The sequence below is a fragment of the Virgibacillus sediminis genome (genome assembly GCF_042643265.1).
GTDB classification, from domain to species: domain Bacteria; phylum Bacillota; class Bacilli; order Bacillales; family Amphibacillaceae; genus Virgibacillus_O; species Virgibacillus_O sediminis.
In genome coordinates this window covers 222,476-240,269 of the sequence record NZ_JBHRRZ010000015.1, presented here as the reverse complement: position 1 = coordinate 240,269, position 17,794 = coordinate 222,476, and the positions used below count along the sequence as shown (strand labels likewise).

At 42.5% G+C, this 17,794-nt stretch carries 19 protein-coding genes and 1 other annotated feature; of the genes, 17 read left to right on the top strand and 2 right to left on the bottom strand.

Translation table 11 applies throughout. The features are described from left to right. Nucleotides 1–87 precede the first annotated feature (87 nt). The 15 genes from polA (at nucleotide 88) to ACFODW_RS09700 (ending at nucleotide 14,836) form a co-directional block, all read left to right on the top strand. Nucleotides 88–2,724, top strand: coding sequence for a DNA polymerase I (gene polA, locus ACFODW_RS09770; RefSeq protein ID WP_390305814.1), 2,637 nt, complete (start codon nucleotides 88–90; stop codon nucleotides 2,722–2,724). A gap of 14 nt (nucleotides 2,725–2,738) precedes the next feature. After that, nucleotides 2,739–3,566 carry a DNA-formamidopyrimidine glycosylase gene (mutM, locus tag ACFODW_RS09765; protein WP_390305813.1) on the top strand — a complete coding sequence of 276 codons (828 nt, stop codon included), beginning with the start codon at nucleotides 2,739–2,741 and terminating at the stop codon, nucleotides 3,564–3,566. Between the two features lie 13 nt (nucleotides 3,567–3,579). Further along, a complete protein-coding gene (coaE, locus tag ACFODW_RS09760) occupies nucleotides 3,580–4,179 on the top strand; it encodes a dephospho-CoA kinase (RefSeq protein WP_390305810.1) in 600 nt (199 codons plus the stop codon). A 203-nt stretch (nucleotides 4,180–4,382) separates the two neighbouring features. Next, a complete protein-coding gene (locus ACFODW_RS09755; protein ID WP_390305808.1) occupies nucleotides 4,383–5,414 on the top strand; it encodes a glyceraldehyde-3-phosphate dehydrogenase in 1,032 nt (343 codons plus the stop codon). A 398-nt stretch (nucleotides 5,415–5,812) separates the two neighbouring features. After that, nucleotides 5,813–6,211, top strand: a complete 399-nt coding sequence (locus tag ACFODW_RS09750; RefSeq protein WP_390305806.1) for a cytosolic protein — start codon at nucleotides 5,813–5,815, stop codon at nucleotides 6,209–6,211. A 20-nt stretch (nucleotides 6,212–6,231) separates the two neighbouring features. After that, nucleotides 6,232–6,711: a transcriptional regulator NrdR gene (gene nrdR / locus ACFODW_RS09745; protein ID WP_390305996.1), complete on the top strand. Its 480-nt coding sequence runs from the start codon at nucleotides 6,232–6,234 to the stop codon at nucleotides 6,709–6,711. Nucleotides 6,712–6,735: 24 nt separating this feature from the next. Further along, a complete protein-coding gene (locus ACFODW_RS09740; protein ID WP_390305804.1) occupies nucleotides 6,736–8,070 on the top strand; it encodes a replication initiation and membrane attachment family protein in 1,335 nt (444 codons plus the stop codon). Between the two features lie 24 nt (nucleotides 8,071–8,094). Beyond that, nucleotides 8,095–9,024 carry a primosomal protein DnaI gene (gene dnaI, locus ACFODW_RS09735; RefSeq protein WP_390305802.1) on the top strand — a complete coding sequence of 310 codons (930 nt, stop codon included), beginning with the start codon at nucleotides 8,095–8,097 and terminating at the stop codon, nucleotides 9,022–9,024. A 144-nt stretch (nucleotides 9,025–9,168) separates the two neighbouring features. After that, nucleotides 9,169–10,023: a putative sporulation protein YtxC gene (gene ytxC, locus ACFODW_RS09730; RefSeq protein WP_390305800.1), complete on the top strand. Its 855-nt coding sequence runs from the start codon at nucleotides 9,169–9,171 to the stop codon at nucleotides 10,021–10,023. Between the two features lie 358 nt (nucleotides 10,024–10,381). Further along, entirely contained in the window at nucleotides 10,382–12,325 is a 1,944-nt protein-coding gene (thrS, locus tag ACFODW_RS09725) for a threonine--tRNA ligase (protein WP_390305798.1), read from the top strand. A gap of 164 nt (nucleotides 12,326–12,489) precedes the next feature. Further along, nucleotides 12,490–12,614: a sequence feature (ribosomal protein L20 leader region), on the top strand. Between the two features lie 71 nt (nucleotides 12,615–12,685). Next, a complete protein-coding gene (gene infC / locus ACFODW_RS09720) occupies nucleotides 12,686–13,192 on the top strand; it encodes a translation initiation factor IF-3 (protein WP_390305794.1) in 507 nt (168 codons plus the stop codon). A gap of 42 nt (nucleotides 13,193–13,234) precedes the next feature. Continuing rightward, nucleotides 13,235–13,432, top strand: coding sequence for a 50S ribosomal protein L35 (gene rpmI / locus ACFODW_RS09715; RefSeq protein ID WP_390305792.1), 198 nt, complete (start codon nucleotides 13,235–13,237; stop codon nucleotides 13,430–13,432). Between the two features lie 55 nt (nucleotides 13,433–13,487). Next, the gene (gene rplT / locus ACFODW_RS09710) at nucleotides 13,488–13,844 is read left to right on the top strand and encodes a 50S ribosomal protein L20 (protein ID WP_390305789.1); all 357 of its coding nucleotides are present in this window, start codon (nucleotides 13,488–13,490) and stop codon (nucleotides 13,842–13,844) included. An 80-nt stretch (nucleotides 13,845–13,924) separates the two neighbouring features. Further along, entirely contained in the window at nucleotides 13,925–14,197 is a 273-nt protein-coding gene (locus ACFODW_RS09705) for a DUF1294 domain-containing protein (protein WP_390305787.1), read from the top strand. Between the two features lie 66 nt (nucleotides 14,198–14,263). Next, nucleotides 14,264–14,836 (top strand): TVP38/TMEM64 family protein, encoded by a 573-nt coding sequence (locus tag ACFODW_RS09700; RefSeq protein WP_390305786.1) that lies wholly within the window; start codon nucleotides 14,264–14,266, stop codon nucleotides 14,834–14,836. Nucleotides 14,837–14,897: 61 nt separating this feature from the next. Here the strand turns inward: ACFODW_RS09700 and ACFODW_RS09695 are convergent, their stop codons facing one another. Then, nucleotides 14,898–15,290 carry a sigma-w pathway protein ysdB gene (locus ACFODW_RS09695; RefSeq protein ID WP_390305784.1) on the bottom strand — a complete coding sequence of 131 codons (393 nt, stop codon included), beginning with the start codon at nucleotides 15,288–15,290 and terminating at the stop codon, nucleotides 14,898–14,900. A gap of 118 nt (nucleotides 15,291–15,408) precedes the next feature. Between ACFODW_RS09695 and ACFODW_RS09690 the strand changes: the two genes are divergently transcribed. Further along, nucleotides 15,409–15,894 carry a dUTP diphosphatase gene (locus tag ACFODW_RS09690; protein ID WP_390305782.1) on the top strand — a complete coding sequence of 162 codons (486 nt, stop codon included), beginning with the start codon at nucleotides 15,409–15,411 and terminating at the stop codon, nucleotides 15,892–15,894. A gap of 62 nt (nucleotides 15,895–15,956) precedes the next feature. Further along, complete coding sequence (locus tag ACFODW_RS09685; RefSeq protein ID WP_390305780.1) at nucleotides 15,957–17,042, top strand: M42 family metallopeptidase; 1,086 nt, start codon at nucleotides 15,957–15,959, stop codon at nucleotides 17,040–17,042. 41 nt (nucleotides 17,043–17,083) lie between these two features. On the opposite strand, the gene ACFODW_RS09680 is transcribed toward ACFODW_RS09685, so the two are convergent. After that, complete coding sequence (locus tag ACFODW_RS09680) at nucleotides 17,084–17,719, bottom strand: lytic transglycosylase domain-containing protein (RefSeq protein WP_390305778.1); 636 nt, start codon at nucleotides 17,717–17,719, stop codon at nucleotides 17,084–17,086. Nucleotides 17,720–17,794: the final 75 nt, after the last annotated feature.

Here is a 17,794-nt window from a genome sequence, read left to right as displayed (position 1 = left end):
ATTTAGCCCTTGGGATGCTCGTAATTTTTTATTTTATTGCCAGGTAGTGATAAAATAAGGAAAGAAATCAGAACGGAGGGAAGTTATATGTCAAATAAGTTAGTGCTGATTGATGGCAATAGTATTATATATAGGGCATTTTTCGCTTTGCCCCTTTTGAACAATGATAAGGGAGTCTATACCAATGCTGTATACGGATTCACTACGATGCTGCTTCGTATCCTGGAGGAGGAGAAGCCGACACATATCTTGGTGGCATTTGATGCGGGCAAGACGACATTTCGCCATGAGACCTATAAAGAGTATAAAGGCGGCAGACAGAAGACTCCACCGGAATTGTCCGAGCAGTTCCCCCTCCTGAAAGAAGTGTTGGATGCTTTCTCTATTCCCCATTATCAGCTGGAACAATTTGAAGCAGATGATATAATCGGGACTTTGGCGTCTGTCGAGGAAGATAAAGATTGGAATGTAACAGTCATCTCCGGTGATAAAGACTTACTCCAACTGACGTCCGATCGAGTAACAGTCAGTCTAACCAAAAAAGGGATCAGTGAAGTTGAACGGTACACTCCTGCATTCATGAGAGAGAAAATGGAGTTATCACCAGAGCAGATCATTGATTTGAAGGCATTGATGGGGGATAAATCGGATAACATACCGGGTGTGCCGGGAGTCGGAGAGAAGACAGCTGTTAAGCTGCTGAAGCAGTTCGAAACTTTGGAAGGGGTATATGACCACATAGAGAAAGTCAGTGGAAAGAAACTGAAAGAAAAATTAATTACATACAAGGATGAAGCGTTTATCAGCAAGGAACTGGTAACGATTAAGCGTGATTCACCTATTACTGTAAAGCCGGAAGAATTAGTTTTTGAAGGATATGACTCCAACCGGTTGAGCAAGATGTTCAAAGAGTTGGGGTTTCAATCGCTGCTGAATAGAATTGCAGGAGATGAGACAATCGAAGAGTCTACACATCAGATGGAAGAAATAGATGTAACGATTGTCCGGGAAGTGAGCAAGGATATGTTTACCGGAAAAGAGTCCATCGTTGTGGATATGCTCGGAGAGAATTACCATACTGGATCTATCGAAGGGTTTGGTATTGCAAACAGTGAGGGCGCTTATTTCATCCCTGTAGACGTTGCCTTGGAATCGAAAGTTTTTCGGGAGTGGGCAGAGGAGAGTAATAATCAAAAGAGTGTCTTTGATGCAAAGAAAACACTAGTCACTCTCTTGAATCACGGAATCCATATAAAAGGCATTGTATTTGATATGCTCCTTGCATCTTACCTGCTCAATCCTTCTGAAAACAATCATGATATACCCGCAATCAGCCACCGTCTGGGCCAGAAAGATGTACTCTATGATGAAGAAGTATACGGCAAAGGGACAAAACAGAAGGTACCGGAAGAATCCATATTGGCTGAACATATAATTAGAAAGACGGCAGCACTCTTTGCATTAGAGGATAAAATGGAAGAAGAACTGAGAAAAAACGGACAGTATGAATTGTACAGAGAGTTGGAAATGCCGCTTGCATTGATACTGGGGGAAATGGAGCATCTCGGGGTTCAAGTAGATATTACTAAGTTAGAAGAAATGGGAAAGGATTTAAAACGGCGCCTGGAAGAGCTGGAAAAAGAAATATATGAACTGGCCGGTGAGCCATTTAATTTGAATTCCCCTAAACAGCTGGGCCCAATCCTGTTTGAGAAGCTTGGCCTTCCTGTTATAAAGAAAACGAAGACAGGCTATTCAACGGCTGCGGATGTTTTGGAACAATTGGAAGGTGAACATGAGATTATACCGAAGCTGCTATTGTACAGACAGCTTGGGAAACTCCAGTCCACTTATATAGAGGGACTCCTGAAAGTAGTGGATGAAGATACCCATAAGATTCACACGCGCTTCAATCAAGCTTTAACCCAAACAGGCAGACTCAGTTCCATTGAACCCAACCTGCAGAATATTCCCATTCGTCTGGAAGAAGGCCGTAAAATCAGGCAAGCTTTTGTTCCGGCTAAAGATGAGTGGATTATGTTCGCAGCTGACTATTCCCAGATTGAGCTGAGGGTTCTGGCGCATATTGCCGGCGATGAGAAATTAATTAATGCTTTTAAGGAAGATGTGGATATCCATACACAAACTGCAATGGATGTTTTCCATGTGGACAAAGAGAGTGTCACCGCTAATATGAGACGGCAAGCCAAGGCTGTGAATTTTGGTATTGTATACGGAATCAGCGACTATGGTCTATCCCAGAATTTGGGAATTACCAGGAAAGAGGCCAAGAAGTTCATTGATCGTTATTTTGAGAGCTACCCAGGTGTAAGAGCTTATATGGATGAGATCGTTCAGGAAGCGAAACACCAAGGGTTTGTGACTACCTTAATGAAACGCCGACGCTATTTACCAGATATTACAAGCCGAAATTTCAATAAACGCAGTTTTGCTGAGCGCACTGCAATGAATACACCAATTCAAGGGAGTGCTGCTGACATTATCAAGAAGGCGATGATTGATCTCCATGAAAGGTTGAAGGATGAAAAATTAGATGCCCGTATGTTGCTTCAAGTGCATGATGAATTGATCCTGGAAGCCCCGAAAGAAGAATTAAATAAAATGATGGATATTGTTCCAGAAGTTATGGAACATACAGTAGACCTGAGTGTACCTTTAAAAGTGGATTATGCGTACGGAACCAGCTGGTTTGATGCGAAGTAAGGAGAATATGAACGATGCCTGAATTACCGGAAGTAGAGACAGTAAGAAAGACACTCAAACAATTTGTGTTAAATAAGACAATAGATGATGTGAAAGTTTACTGGCCGAATATCATCAAAAAGCCCGATGATGTGGAAGAGTTCAAGCAGCTGCTGAGAGGGCAGAGTATTGTCGATATATCACGTCGGGGAAAATTTCTGTTGTTTCAGCTGGATGATTATGTGCTAATCTCGCATTTGCGAATGGAAGGGAAATATAGTGTCCATCAGGCGATTGAGTCGGTGAAAAAGCACACTCATGTTTTATTCACTTTTACGGATGGAAAAGAGCTGCGCTATAATGACGTTCGCAAGTTCGGAACCATGCATATTTATGTGAAAGGTGAGGAAATGAGTGATAAACCCTTAAATCAATTGGGGCCAGACCCATTTGATCCGGCGTTTACCTTGGAATACCTCTATCAGAAATTTAAAAAGACGGAGCGTATAGTCAAATCCGTCTTGCTGGATCAGACGATTGTAGCTGGTTTGGGAAATATTTACGTCGATGAGACATTATTCCGTGCCGGGGTCCATCCTTTGAAAAAATCCAATAAGCTGACCAAAAAGGAAGTGCAAAAAATCAGGAAACAGGCAATATTGACTCTGGAGGAGGCTGTAGAACAGGGCGGCACTACCATCCGATCCTATGTTAACTCCCAAGGTGAGATGGGGATGTTCCAGCAAGAACTGTTCGTCTATGGTCAAGAAAATGAACCATGCAAAAAATGTGGTAATGCAGTCATTAAATTGAAGGTCGGCGGACGGGGCACCCATATCTGTCCGTCTTGCCAGAAGGAATAGAGGGGAGGATATCATGACGCTTACGATCGGGTTGACAGGGAGCATTGCCACTGGCAAGAGTACGGTATCCAAGATGTTAAAGGAATTGGACATACCCGTGATAGATGCCGATATCATTGCCAGAGAAGTGGTGGAACCCGGAGAGCCTGCATACAATAAGATCAAAGAAGCATTTGGCTCAGAGGTGTTTCAAGAAGATCACAGCTTGGACAGGCAGAAACTTGGCGCCTTGGTTTTCACCGATGATAATAAGCGCAAAAAGTTAAATGCCATTGTGCATCCGGCTGTAAGAGAGAGAATGTTGGAGCAGAAAAGGTCTTATTTAGAGTCCGGGGCTCCATGTATTGTGCTGGATATTCCACTGTTATTTGAAAGTAACCTTTCCCATATGGCAGATGCGATAGTAGTAGTTTATGCAGATGAAGAAGTTCAGAAGCAGAGGCTGAAGGAGCGGAATGGTTTTACGGAAGAAGAAGCTTCCCAGCGGATTGCAGCACAGATGCCTGTGAAAGAAAAAGCAGACCGGGCTGACTATGTCATCAATAATAATGGTTCGAAAGCAGACACCTGTAGACAGGTGAAGCGCCTGCTTGAACAATTGAATATAACATAATTGGAATGTGCCGAAGCAGAATTGCTTCGGCCTTTTTTCGATTTATTGATTGTGTCGCATATAGGATTAGCATTCTAACATAATATTTTAAAAAATACCGCTAATTTCTTTCACATTCAATCAACTAATATGTTATACTAATTATGAAAAACAACAAATTAGTATAACTTATAAATTAATATGAATGACAATGGAGGTCCGCTATGAATAAGACGAGAGTTGCTATTAATGGATTAGGTCGGATTGGCCGGATGGTTTTCCGTCAAGCTGTAATGGAAAGGGAACTGGATATTGTCGCAGTAAATGCCAGTTATCCAGCGGAAACACTTGCACATTTGATTAAATATGACAGCAATCATGGTATTTTTAACGGTAGCGTGGAAGCGGTGGAAAACGGGTTGGAAGTTAACGGCCATTTTGTAGAACTGGTTAATTCCAGAGATCCGGAAAAGCTGCCGTGGAAAGAAATGGACATAGACGTAGTCATCGAGGCTACTGGAAAGTTCAAAACAAAAGAAACTGCAGGACTTCACCTGAAGGCAGGTGCTAAAAAGGTAGTCATCACTGCTCCTGGAAAACAGGTAGATAACACGATCGTGATGGGGGTCAACGAGGATACTTACCAGCCGGAAAAAGAAAATATCATTTCGAATGCCTCCTGTACCACGAACTGTCTGGCACCGGTTGCTAAGGTACTGGATGACCGGTTTGGTATCATTAACGGCTTGATGACCACAGTACATGCGTTTACCAACGATCAGAAGAATATTGATAATCCCCACAAGGATCTGCGCAGGGCACGTGGGTGTACACAGTCAATTATTCCTACTTCCACTGGAGCAGCAAAAGCGCTAGGGGAAGTGCTGCCACACCTGCATGGCAAACTGCATGGGATGGCTCTCCGGGTGCCGACCCCGAATGTTTCCCTTGTAGATTTGGTTGTGGATGTAGAGAAACAAGTAACTGCACAAGAAGTAAATGAAGCATTCCGACAATCTGCTAATAATGAACTCTACGGTATCATCAATTATAGTGAAGAACCATTGGTTTCCATAGATTACACAACATCTGAGTATTCTGCGGTCATCGATGGCCTTTCTACCATGGTTCTAGAGGATAATAAGGTGAAAGTGCTTGCTTGGTATGATAATGAATGGGGTTATTCCCATAGAGTGGTTGATCTAACTAAACATGTTGGGAATTTCATCCATCAGCAGCAGGTAAAAATTTCATAGTATTATAAGAAGGCATACTTCCTGAATGGGGGAAGTATGCCTTACTTGGTGTTCTGCCGCCTAGGAATGCCAAGGTGTATGACTGTTCCCTGACTGCACACCTATGCCTATTATCAGGTTTCAGGAGAGCTGCTGTTTCCCTCCCCGCAAAAAGCCAACATCAGATAAGGTATAGATGATGGAAGGCCGATTAGAGGCTGACTTTACGACACTTCCCCCTCCTATGAGGAAATTTCTCCTATAATCCCCTGGATAAGTCCAAACTCTATGCCGCAAACCAGTCGTTTTGTCCCTTTTTCCTTCCCTTCCCCAATCCTCATTTGTTCTAGAGGATTTTATCAAAACGTGTTAAAATTGATTAATATATGTTTAAATAGTGTGTCGGCGGGGTGCAGGAAATGTCGTTTAGGAATATAGTAAATAAATATTTGAATAATCATGCCGAAACCAGGGATCATCACTGGGACCCGTCATTAAGGACTATATATTTTAAGACGACAAAGGACAGAGGCATGGAAACATTGAAAAGTCTGCTGGCCAGCTCCCAGGAATATGAAATCCATTCTATTTCAAAGGAACACGGCGAGATAAGTGTCCACCATGTTCAAGGAAAGAAGGCATTTATCGTAGCCACGGTGATTATGGTACGGCCGAACCGGACGGCGGTTGACTTTTCTGTTACTACAGAGTCCCTGCTCCCTTTTGATTTTGGATATAGCACGAAATTAATTATAGATTTGTATGAAAAGATAAGCAAAGAACTGCCGATAATTCCGGAAAAGGACAGACGGCAGTAGAAGGAATGGGGTTGAAGATGATGAGGTGTTCCAATTGCCATAACAAAAATACCAGGGTCCTTGATTCCCGGCCGATTGAGGAAGGGCAGTCCATCCGCAGGCGCAGGGAATGTGAACAGTGCGGTTTTCGCTTTACTACCTTTGAGCGCATCGAAGCGGTGCCGCTTATTGTGGTGAAAAAAGATGGAACCAGACAGGAGTTCAGCAGAGAAAAACTTGTACGCGGCCTGATTAAGGCATGCGAAAAACGACCAGTGCCTCTGGAGAAAATAGAGGAAATTGCACTGGAAGTCGAAAAGGCTCTGCGTAATAACGGTGGTTCCGAAGTGGACAGTAAAGAAGTTGGCGAAATGGTAATGGAACGCCTATCCGAAGTGGACGAGGTAGCATATGTCCGGTTTGCATCCGTTTACCGGCAGTTCAAGGACATAACCGTCTTTCTGGATGAACTGAAGGACCTTATTCAAACGGACAAAGATAAAAATAATAACAGCAACTAAAGAGGCGAGGAAAGGGTTATTAGGATGAATCTTATCGGAAAAATTCTGCCAGTAGAAGGTTATCATGTAGAGTTGAAGCAAAACCTGCCTGCAGATTATGTGAAGTCGTTAACCCATTTATATCAGCCGCTCATCGGAATCCAGGCAACCATGCTGTATCAGACGCTTCTGAACGAGGTAGATTTGCAGCACCAAACGGATCCGCAGACGCACCATACTTTGATGAACTATATGAATCTGCCGCTTGATGAAATATATCAGGCCCGAAGAAAGCTGGAAGGCATAGGTCTAATGAAGACTTATAAAAAAAGTGCAGAACCCCATAATATTTATACGTATCAACTGCACAGTCCGTTCTCTCCGGTTGATTTCTTTAAAGATGCTATGCTGACCCAGCTTCTGTACCATCATATCGGCAAAGATAAGTTTAATCTGCTGAAAAATCATTATCATGAAAAGCCATCCGCTGAACGCGGCGAGAATGTCACAGCAGCATTCGATCAAGTTTTTCAGACGTTTACCCCTTCCAGGGAATATGTGCATGCACCTGAGCCGACCCCTTTTTCTGCAGACAGGAAAGAGGAGGCTGATTTCAGTTGGATGGAAGACATGCTTAAGCAACGGATGATCCCTGTCACGAACGTTTTGACGGGAGAGACACGAAAGCTGATCAACCAAATGATGCAGCTGTATGACCTGGCTGCCCATGAGGTAGATAAAGCGGTATTATGGTCGCTGAATGAAGAAAATACGCTGAATGCGGAAGAGTTCAAAGCAGCATGCCATGACTTATTCAAGTCGAAAAATCATAGTACTGCTATTCACCTGGAAACAAAAGTCAATAAACGCACGGAAGATGTTCAGCAAGATAAACCTCTCACTAAGGAAGAGCAATTGGTTCGTCATCTTGAAACCATCTCGCCAAAACAGCTGTTGGAGGATTTATCAAGCGGGAACCATGCTTCAGAGCAAGACTTAAAGGTCATACGTGACATCATGACAAGTCAGGGGCTTCCCTCTCCTGTAATGAATGTTCTCATCCACTATGTATTGCTGCAGACCAATATGAAACTTTCTAAAGCCTACTTAGAGAAAATTGCGAGCCACTGGTCCAGGGCCAATTTAAAATCAGCCAAAGAGGCGATGGCTTTTGCTAAGAAAGAAAAAGAGAAGTATGAAAAATCCAAAACTAAACGAAGGAATAGCAGAAAACCAGTACAGGAGGAAATTGTGCCGGAATGGTTTAAAAATAGACATAACAAACAGCGGGCAGCTGAACCAAATCAGGAAAAGGATAATAGTGGGGAAGAACAGGAAAAAATTGAAGCCCTACTACGTCAGATATCCAGTAAAAAATAATAACGTTTCTCAAGGATGATAAAAATGAAACCAATGCAGTCCTCACTAAAGAAGTGGATGCAGGAAAACAAAAACTTCCAAGAAAACTATATAAAGATAAAGGAAGAAGTCGTAAATGATCCGGAAATCAAGGAATTTCTCTCTCTACATCCCCAGCTCACGCAAAGGGAAATTGATAGAAACTTGATTAAGTTGTATGAGTATAAGACCCAGTCAAAACAATGCAGTTCCTGCTCATCTTTCGAACAGTGCCAAAATATGCTGCAGGGGTATTCTCCAATCCTGCAGATTGAAAACGGTGAGATACGGCTGTCCTATGAAAAGTGCCACAGCCGGTTGCTGCATGAAAAGGAACAGCAGCAGCAAAAGTTGATACAAAGTCTTTATATGCCGAAAGAAATTCTTCAGGCGAGAATAGAGGACATTGACCATTCAGACAGGCAGCGTAATCAGGCGGTTCTAGAACTGCTTAATTTCCTTGGTAAAGCTGACGGTTCTCTCCCTCAAAAGGGCCTGTATTTCCACGGCCCGTTCGGGGTTGGTAAAACCTATTTTCTTGGAGCAATTGCCAATAAGCTGCGTGAATACAATATTTCTTCGATGATCATTTATATGCCTGAATTTGTCCGGGAAATCAAAGGGTCCTTTAAAGATGATTCCATCAATGAAAAAATTGATTACTTCAAGAAGGCGGATGTCTTGATGCTCGATGACATTGGAGCAGAGATGCAGTCTGCTTGGTTCCGGGATGAAATCCTTGGTTCCATCTTGCAGTATCGGATGATGGAAAGACTGCCGATGTTTTTCACTTCCAACTATAGCCTTGCCCAGCTTGAAGGGCAACTGGCTTCGACACGTTCAGGAGTTGAGACTGTCAAAGCGGGCAGGATAATTGAACGGATCAAGCAGGTGAGCACCCCAGTAAATATTGAAGGAGATAATCGGCGAGAATAGTAAAATGGCAGGAGAGGAATTATTCCTCTCCTGCCATTTTTCCGTTGGCCTCTAAATTCTGCTGAGTTTTTCAAGGATTATACATGTTTTTCTCCCCTTGTCCATATAATGTAACAGTTTGGTGTTGGGTGAGGGTGATGTTCGTTGCTTAATGTATATTTTGAAGCAGATAAAGAAGTGATTTGTTTTTGTGAACAGTTGTTCAATTATAACAAGAAAATCGAGCTTTTTTGGAAAACACATAAAGATTGGGGGAATCATCTGCAATTTGAAGAGCAGCTGCCTGCCCATGAATTGAATGAGGCAATTGCTCACGCTATGGTTGAAGTGTTTATTGCCCACCGTTTGAATCAAAGTATCAGAACTATTATTGAAGAGGTTTTTTACTTTACGAATGCAGAAGAAATCGAGCGGATACTGGACTTAACTGTATGGCTGGTAGCCGGTGAGGATGAAGATTGCCAGTTTTTACGAGCGGATATAGATCTTAGGCAGTTGCTGCTGTCCATCTTTCTGACTCATATCCAAGATGCCCGATCTATTCACTTTGACTCGCTTGTCAAGTTCCGTATAAATTCTTTCCGAGGGCATCTTATCCAATATGTGGGCCTGGCTATTGATGAATTTAAACGGGAAGAAGAACACCAGGAATTTGTAGAGAGCCTTCGCAAGTATGTCACCAGAAAGGAGTCCGGAATGGAACTGATTCACGTTCTTCAAGGTGAAACGTTTTCCTTTTTCAAGGAAAACGGTAAGAGATTATCCAGGATGGAGCTCCGTAATATCATGCAGAAGGAACCTCTATTCCTCGTTGGGCTGAATATGGAAGAATGGAATCTTTCTCCGTTGGTTGCTATGGCGCCGAAGAAAATAAAAATATATGGAGAAGATCCTTCTGAACCAAAAACACTCACGGTAATAAATGTTTTTCAGGAGAAAGTGGAATTCGAACCAGTTGATTTTTTCCCATTTCCACAGCAATTAAAAAAGAAACCTTGATTTTATTGATGGAGACGGCTATAATACACAATATATTAATCATACTATCCCGGTGAAGAAAAGGACAAGATCATTTGATGCAGATAGAAAGAGAAGGAAGTCAAAGGCTGTAAGCTTCCGCTATACGCCCAAATGGTCACCGCCTTGGAGCCCTGTTATGGAAAACATAGTAAGTAACAGCGTATATCTGCGTTAAAGATCAATGAAGCCATCGGTATATACCGATGGGAATCAGGGTGGAACCACGACGTGACCAACGTTCGTCCCTTTGCGTGATGCAGAGGGACGAACGTTTTTTGTTTTGAGCCAGAAAATAATGTCGTCAGGATTTATTATTACAGGAAAAGGAGCGATAATCATGACAGAGAATCAAATTTCGATGGTGTTTCCCGATGGAGCGATCAAACAATTTTCAGCCGGTATAACAGGGGAAGACATAGCTGCAGATATTTCATCCGGATTAAAAAAACAAGCGCTTGCCATTAAGCTGGATAATGAACTGCTGGATTTGAGACGTCCACTCCATCATGGAGGAGAAATTGCGATCATCACCAATAAGGACCAAGAAGGCATTGAGATTATGCGCCATTCAACAGCACATTTAATGGCACAAGCAATCAAGCGTTTATATGGAGAGGTCAACTTTGGTGTAGGTCCGGTCATTGAAGAAGGATTTTATTATGATCTCGATATGGAGAAGAAAATCATTCCGGAAGATCTTCCGCGCATCGAAAAAGAAATGAAACGTATTGTTGATGAAAGCCTGGAAATCAACCGGGAAGAAGTGACCAGGGATGAAGCGAAGGAAATGTTTAAAGAGGATCCACTAAAACTCGAGCTAATTGATGACATACCGGAAGGAGAACAGGTAACCATCTATCGGCAGGGTGAGTTTTTTGATCTCTGCAGAGGAGTGCATGTCCCTTCCACTAATAAAATCAAGGCATTCAAGCTGCTTTCCATCTCTGGTGCCTATTGGCGAGGAGACAGTAACAATAAACAGTTACAAAGAATATATGGTACGGCTTTCCCTAAACAGAATCAATTGGAGGAACACCTTCGCATCCTTGAAGAAAGAAAAGAAAGGGATCACCGGAAGCTTGGAAAAGAGCTGGATATCTTCACAGTTAACCAAAAAGTGGGACAGGGACTGCCACTTTGGCTGCCAAAAGGTGCGACTATCCGTCGCAATATCGAGCGCTACATCGTTGATTTAGAGGAGCGTCTGGGGTATGACCATGTGTATACACCAGTATTGGGAAGTGTAGACCTGTATAAAACCAGCGGCCACTGGGACCATTACCAGGATGATATGTTCCCTCCGATGGAAATGGATAATGAAGATCTAGTTCTGCGCCCAATGAATTGCCCGCACCATATGATGGTATACAAAAATCAGTTGTATAGCTACCGTAATCTGCCGGTTAGAATTGCTGAACTCGGTACCATGCACCGCCATGAGATGTCTGGAGCATTGGCAGGGCTGCAGCGGGTAAGAGCCATGACATTGAATGATGCCCACATATTTGCCCGCCCAGATCAATTGAAAGATGAATTTATCCGAGTGGTCGAACTGGTTCAGAAAGTATACGAAGACTTTGGCATTGATAATTATTACTTCCGTTTATCCTATAGGGATCCGGAAGATAAAGAGAAGTATGTTGATAATGACGAAATGTGGAATAAGGCACAGGCAATGCTGAAAGAAACCATGGAAGATATGAACCTGGACTATGTCGAAGCGGAAGGAGAAGCGGCATTTTATGGCCCTAAACTCGATGTTCAGGTGAAGACGGCGCTAGGCAAGGATGAGACCTTGTCCACTGTCCAATTGGACTTCCATCTGCCGGAACGTTTTGACCTTACCTATATCGGTGAAGATGGAAAAGAGCACCGTCCCGTAGTTATCCATAGAGGTGTCGTTTCAACTATGGAGCGGTTTGTAGCGTTCCTGATTGAAGAGTATAAAGGCGCCTTCCCTACATGGCTCGCCCCAGTTCAAGTAAAAGTCATCCCGGTGGCTCCAAAAGCACATTTGGACTATGCCAAAAAGGTGGAAGATAAGCTGAGGCAAGAAGGGATACGGGTGGATGTAGATGAACGGGATGAGAAAATCGGCTATAAAATCCGGGAAGCGCAGACACAGAAAGTTCCGTTTGCATTGGTACTGGGAGATAATGAAATTGAGACAGATTCTGTCAATGTGAGACGTTATGGCGAGAAAAAGTCGGAAACACTCAGCTTCGATAGTTTCGTTGAGTTGATCCAAGATGAAATAAATAGCAAAAGATTAAAGATATAAAAGGAAGGCAAGCATACAGGGATGTTTGTATGCTTGCTCTTTTCATTCTTTTATGCCTATGGTATAATCACGATGAATCAAAGGTTCCGAGGCTTTGTCCAATTATGTTGACAAAGGATAAACAAGATGTTATGCTTTATTGGTTGAGAAAAACTTAATGATCTGAAGACAAGTAGAAGCACCCGCTTCTCACCTGATCGGCGCCTGATGGCAGTTGACTGGTCCCAAATCTATTTTACTAAATGTTGGAGACATGTGGGTGCAGTTGTGCCCGCATTTTTTATTGCTGAAATATGCTTGTCGATGATAGATCAGAAATATTTTTAAACTATTTGGAGGTGGCTGGCTATTAGCAAAGATATGAATGTAAATGAGAAAATCCGTGCAAGGGAAGTACGACTCATCGATTCAAATGGTGATCAGCTTGGAGTCAAATCACGTAATGAAGCATTGGAGATAGCCCAGAAAAGGAATTTGGACCTTGTGCTTGTAGCTCCAAATGCTAAACCGCCGGTATGCCGTATCATGGATTACGGGAAATACCGTTTTGAACAGCAGAAGAAAGAAAAAGAAGCACGCAAGAAGCAGAAAGTCATCAATGTGAAAGAAGTCCGTTTCACTCCTGGAATCGGCGATCATGATTTTGAGACAAAATTGAAGAACGCCAGAAAATTCCTGGAAAAAGGCGACAAGGTAAAAGCGGCAGTACGCTTCCGTGGCCGGGCAATCACCCATAAGGATCTCGGCAGGGATGTGTTGAACCGCTTTGCAGAAGAAATCAAAGATGTAGGTACGGTGGAAACCAAACCTAAAATGGAAGGCCGTAATATGTTTATGATGGTCGCACCACTCAATGAGAAAAAATAGCTTCTCATATGATGCAGGAAACAAGATAGGGAGGAAATTAACATGCCTAAAATGAAAACCCATAAAGGTTCTCAAAAACGATTCCAAAAAACTGGTTCTGGTAAACTGAAACGCTCCCATGCGTATACCAGCCATATGTTCGCCCATAAGTCCCAGAAACAGAAGCGTAAATTGCGTAAGAGTGCAATAGTTTCTTCTGGAGATTTCAAGCGCATCAAGACATTACTTCCTTATAAATAAGGAAAGTCCGTTTAAAAGAAAATTTGATTTTTATATGTTCTAGGAGGGAATTATTATGCCACGTGTAAAAGGTGGAACAGTTACGCGCAGACGTCGTAAACGCGTATTAAAGTTAGCAAAAGGTTATTATGGTTCGAAAAGAACGCTGTTTAAAACAGCGAAACAGCAGGTAATGAAATCCGGTCAGTATGCATATCGTGACCGCAGACAGAAAAAACGTGATTTTCGTAAATTGTGGATTACACGTATCAATGCGGCAGCACGCAATCACGATATTTCTTACAGCAAGCTGATGCATGGCTTGAAATTAGCGGGCATCGACATTAACCGTAAAATGCTTTCTGATCTTGCCATCAATGATGAGCAGGCATTCAGCCAACTGGCAGATAAAGCAAAAACTGCCTTGAAATAAGATGATAGGAACGGGGCCAGATCCTTCTAGGATATGGCCCCGTTTTTTTGTTAAAAAGGCTTTTAAGGAGGGGGGAAAGCATGGACACGTTTATATTACTCTACTTGGCCACGGTGAACGTCCTGACATTTGTATTGATGGGTATAGATAAACGGAAAGCAGTTAAACGCGCTTACCGCATCTCCGAACGGACTTTCTGGCTTCTCAGTTTGCTGGGAGGAGCAGTGGGGTGCTATATCGGTATGAAAACCTACCGGCATAAAACTAGGCATCAATCCTTTATGATAGGCATTCCGCTAGTGATTATCCTCCATTTTATGGTGGCTGTATATCTTTATTATTCCTTGTCATAAAGGCTCGTCTCATGTCATATAGATGTACAAGGAGATGCACCAGTAGATGTAGGAAGGAGGTGGACAATGGAAACTTTAGGGAACTACGTAATGGCTTTCATCGAGAATGGGGGGCTTTTGGCTCCGTTGCTGTTCATCAGTTTTCATCTATTGCGGCCATTATTTTTTCTTCCCGTTGTTTTTATATGCATCTCCGGCGGGGTATTGTTTGGTGCAGTAGCAGGTACCGTCTATTCGCTGATCGGCATTACTCTATCGAGTATTCTTTTCTACCACATTATAAAATGGATGCCTTCCACGTTTCATAAGCTTTTGCACATAAAGCGGAAACTGATAGGTAAACATGCAGAATTGACCACACCTCAGATAACATTGCTGCGGTTGGTGCCATTTATCCATTTTCACTTATTGTCTCTGTGTTTAATAGAAATCTCCGGCGGGTTTAAAGATTACACGAAATTATCTTTGTTATCCAATATTCCGTTGGCTTTTGTCTATACTTCCATCGGACAGTGGCTTTCAGAACTTACGCCCCTTCATATCATTCCTTTGCTGGCAGCCTTGCTTCCATGTCTGTATTTACTGAGAAGGAAGGAAATCATCATAAAATGGCAGGAATTTTTCCAAGTGAGCACATAATTCTTGAATAGCATGGATGGACCCATCTGCCCACCGCCGGGCAGATGGGTCCATTGAATTTTTAATCCAAGTCCGTTAAAAGCAGCTCACTGATCGGATGCTTCCATTCTATTTTGGCATACGGGTAACGCAGGAGGATTTCTTTTTCCAAAAAATATAAATCGTCCCTTGTCACTCCTTTAAGATGTAAAGGCTCTCTTACACTTATATGAATATTGACAACCTCAAATGTTTCCCCGGCAGTCCCCAAGTATTTTTCCCCGTCAAACAAACATCCCTTGTAGGCAAAATGAATGTTCTTTTTACTGTTATCAGGATCATCCACAAAGTAAAATTTCTTTTTTTCCTGAGCAATACGAAGTTTTCTTTGAGGGTTTTGAAGATATTGGACCATTGTGTAGATAATCATTGCTAATGCAATAATAATCAGCAGTCGAAATAGTACAACTAGCATATTTATCGGTCTCCCTGTCAATTGGTTCTTCTTTATATACGAACTTATACAACGCTTGGTTTCACATATTTATTAGCCTCATGATACAATTATAAAAAAAGAAATGAGGCAAAGTAAATTGGAATGGGATTGTCTTTATCAAATGCAAAAAGATTTGGATAAATATATAGAGAACAACCAAAGTCTCGGTGGAAGGGAAGTTTTCGAGGAAAAGTGTCTCGCACTGATGGTGGAAGTTGGAGAGCTTGCCAATGAAACACGCTGTTTCAAATTTTGGAGCAAGAAGCCCAGGAATAATCACTACCGAATTCTGGAAGAGTATGTAGATGGTATTCATTTTATACTTTCCCTTGGATTGGAAAAAGGGTACCAATACAGTAGTAGAGAAGTAAAAAATCCGGACCGTTCGGAAACCGCACAGTTTAACAAGGTCTTCCAAGCATGTACTTCCTTTCATCAACATCCTGCCCAGGAGGAATATGAACAATTATTTGCTAGTTACCTGCAACTGGGATCTGTTCTAGGGTTCAAGGAGGAAGAAGTACAGCAGGCCTACATCAAAAAGAATGAAGTGAATTATGTCCGGCAGGAGGAAGGGTACTAATATTTTTTTCTCCCATAAAAGGATGTATAATGTAAGGGCAACCAAAAAAGGAGGAAATGATGATGGCAAAACTGGATGAAACGCTGACAATGCTGAAAGATTTAACAGATGCAAAAGGTATACCCGGTAATGAAAAAGAACCTCGTGAAGTGATGAAAAGGTACATAGAGCCACATGCTGATGAAGTGTATACAGATAATCTGGGAAGCCTTATCGCAAAAAAGTCCGGCGACAAGGACGGCCCGAAAATTATGGTGGCCGGTCATCTAGATGAAATTGGGTTTATGGTTACCCGTATTGATGAAAAAGGGTTTATTTACTTCCAAACAGTGGGTGGTTGGTGGAACCAAGTGATGCTGGCACAGCGTGTCACTATTATGGGGGAAAAAGGCGACGTCACCGGAGTAATTGGTTCGAAGCCACCACATATTCTTTCAGCGGAAGCACGTAAAAAGCCGTATCAGATAAAAGATATGTTTATTGATATAGGCGCTTCAAGCCGGGAAGAAGTTGAAGAGTTCGGTGTAAAACCAGGTAATTCCGTTGTTCCTTATTTTGAATTCACACCATTGAAAAATGAAAAAATGCTGCTTGCTAAAGCTTGGGATAATCGAATTGGGTGTGCAATTGCTATAGAAGTGCTTAAACAGCTGAAGGATGTCGACCATCCTAACGTTGTTTATGGTGTTGGGACAATCCAAGAAGAGATCGGCCTTCGAGGAGCCAAGACAGCGGCACATGCCATTCAGCCGGATATTGGATTTGGTGTGGATGTAGGGATTGCCGGGGATACCCCTGGAATTTCCGATAAGGAAGCCGACAGTAAACTCGGAGAAGGCCCGCAGATTATTTTATATGATGCATCCATGGTTTCCCACAAAGGTGTGAGGGAGCTTGTTACTGGGACAGCAGATGAACTGGATATTCCTTACCAGTATGCATCTTTGTCTGGCGGCGGGACAGATTCAGGATCAATCCACCTGACAGCCAACGGTGTTCCGTCTTTGTCCATTACAATCGCCACCCGCTATATACACTCCCATGCAGCTATCTTGCATCGGGATGATTTTGAAAATGCCGTAAAGTTGATTGTCGAAACAATTAAAAAGCTCGACACAGACACAGTGAAAAAGGTTACGCTGGCATAATGGAATAAAAAGCTTTCTCCCATACGCGGGGAGAAAGCTTTTTATGTTGAATAGGTGTTCATTACTTTACTGACATAGTTTTTTGTTTCTTTAAAGGGAGGGATTCCCTGATATTTATCCACATTGCCCGGCCCGGCATTATATGCTGCGAGCGCCAGCTTCAAGTTTCCATTATACCGGTTCAGCATTTGGCTTAAATACTTTGCACCGCCATCTATGTTCTGTCTCGGGTTGAAAGAATCAGCAACTCCGAGCCCTCGGGCAGTAGCTGGCATCAACTGCATAAGGCCCTCGGCTCCTGCTCCGCTTCTTGCCTTTATATTATAATTCGATTCGGTCTTGATGACAGAGTGGATCAATTTTTCACTAATGCCATACTTCGCGGCAGCTTCTTTGACATAGGAATCAATTTGGTTTGTAGTTGAATTTCCTATAGACTCGGGCTTTACTGTTGTGCTTTTCAGGCTCTCAGGGGGAGCTGTATGGTAAGCTGTGCCGCCTGGAATTGTATCCTGCTGGGTAAGGGTCATCAGAATAGCCCGGTTTATTTTTTCTTGAAGCAGCTGATGGAAATTCATACCCAATCCTCCGGGCATTCCGGCAGTTTCCCTCCTAGCTGATGTCATCCTCATTGATTGGCTGGCCGGCGTAAACATTTGCAAGTCTCTAATTTGCATCCAAATGATCGTCTCCTTGTAGAATATATCTTTATTTTACGGGGGGAAAAGGAAATAAGCAATATATTTTTAAAC

Excerpts from the sequence above, each read along its gene's own strand:
- nrdR (WP_390305996.1), top strand. The coding sequence starts at position 6,232 with ATGAGGTGTTCCAATTGCCATAACAAAAATACCAGGGTCCTTGATTCC.
- mutM (WP_390305813.1), top strand. The coding sequence starts at position 2,739 with ATGCCTGAATTACCGGAAGTAGAGACAGTAAGAAAGACACTCAAACAA.
- ACFODW_RS09750 (WP_390305806.1), top strand. The coding sequence starts at position 5,813 with ATGTCGTTTAGGAATATAGTAAATAAATATTTGAATAATCATGCCGAA.
- ACFODW_RS09680 (WP_390305778.1), bottom strand. The coding sequence starts at position 17,719 with ATGCAAATTAGAGACTTGCAAATGTTTACGCCGGCCAGCCAATCAATG.
- ACFODW_RS09755 (WP_390305808.1), top strand. The coding sequence starts at position 4,383 with ATGAATAAGACGAGAGTTGCTATTAATGGATTAGGTCGGATTGGCCGG.
- ACFODW_RS09700 (WP_390305786.1), top strand. The coding sequence starts at position 14,264 with ATGGAAACTTTAGGGAACTACGTAATGGCTTTCATCGAGAATGGGGGG.
- ACFODW_RS09685 (WP_390305780.1), top strand. The coding sequence starts at position 15,957 with ATGGCAAAACTGGATGAAACGCTGACAATGCTGAAAGATTTAACAGAT.
- ACFODW_RS09740 (WP_390305804.1), top strand. The coding sequence starts at position 6,736 with ATGAATCTTATCGGAAAAATTCTGCCAGTAGAAGGTTATCATGTAGAG.
- dnaI (WP_390305802.1), top strand. The coding sequence starts at position 8,095 with ATGAAACCAATGCAGTCCTCACTAAAGAAGTGGATGCAGGAAAACAAA.
- thrS (WP_390305798.1), top strand. The coding sequence starts at position 10,382 with ATGACAGAGAATCAAATTTCGATGGTGTTTCCCGATGGAGCGATCAAA.
- rplT (WP_390305789.1), top strand. The coding sequence starts at position 13,488 with ATGCCACGTGTAAAAGGTGGAACAGTTACGCGCAGACGTCGTAAACGC.
- coaE (WP_390305810.1), top strand. The coding sequence starts at position 3,580 with ATGACGCTTACGATCGGGTTGACAGGGAGCATTGCCACTGGCAAGAGT.
- ACFODW_RS09695 (WP_390305784.1), bottom strand. The coding sequence starts at position 15,290 with ATGCTAGTTGTACTATTTCGACTGCTGATTATTATTGCATTAGCAATG.
- polA (WP_390305814.1), top strand. The coding sequence starts at position 88 with ATGTCAAATAAGTTAGTGCTGATTGATGGCAATAGTATTATATATAGG.
- infC (WP_390305794.1), top strand. The coding sequence starts at position 12,686 with ATGAATGTAAATGAGAAAATCCGTGCAAGGGAAGTACGACTCATCGAT.
- ACFODW_RS09705 (WP_390305787.1), top strand. The coding sequence starts at position 13,925 with ATGGACACGTTTATATTACTCTACTTGGCCACGGTGAACGTCCTGACA.
- rpmI (WP_390305792.1), top strand. The coding sequence starts at position 13,235 with ATGCCTAAAATGAAAACCCATAAAGGTTCTCAAAAACGATTCCAAAAA.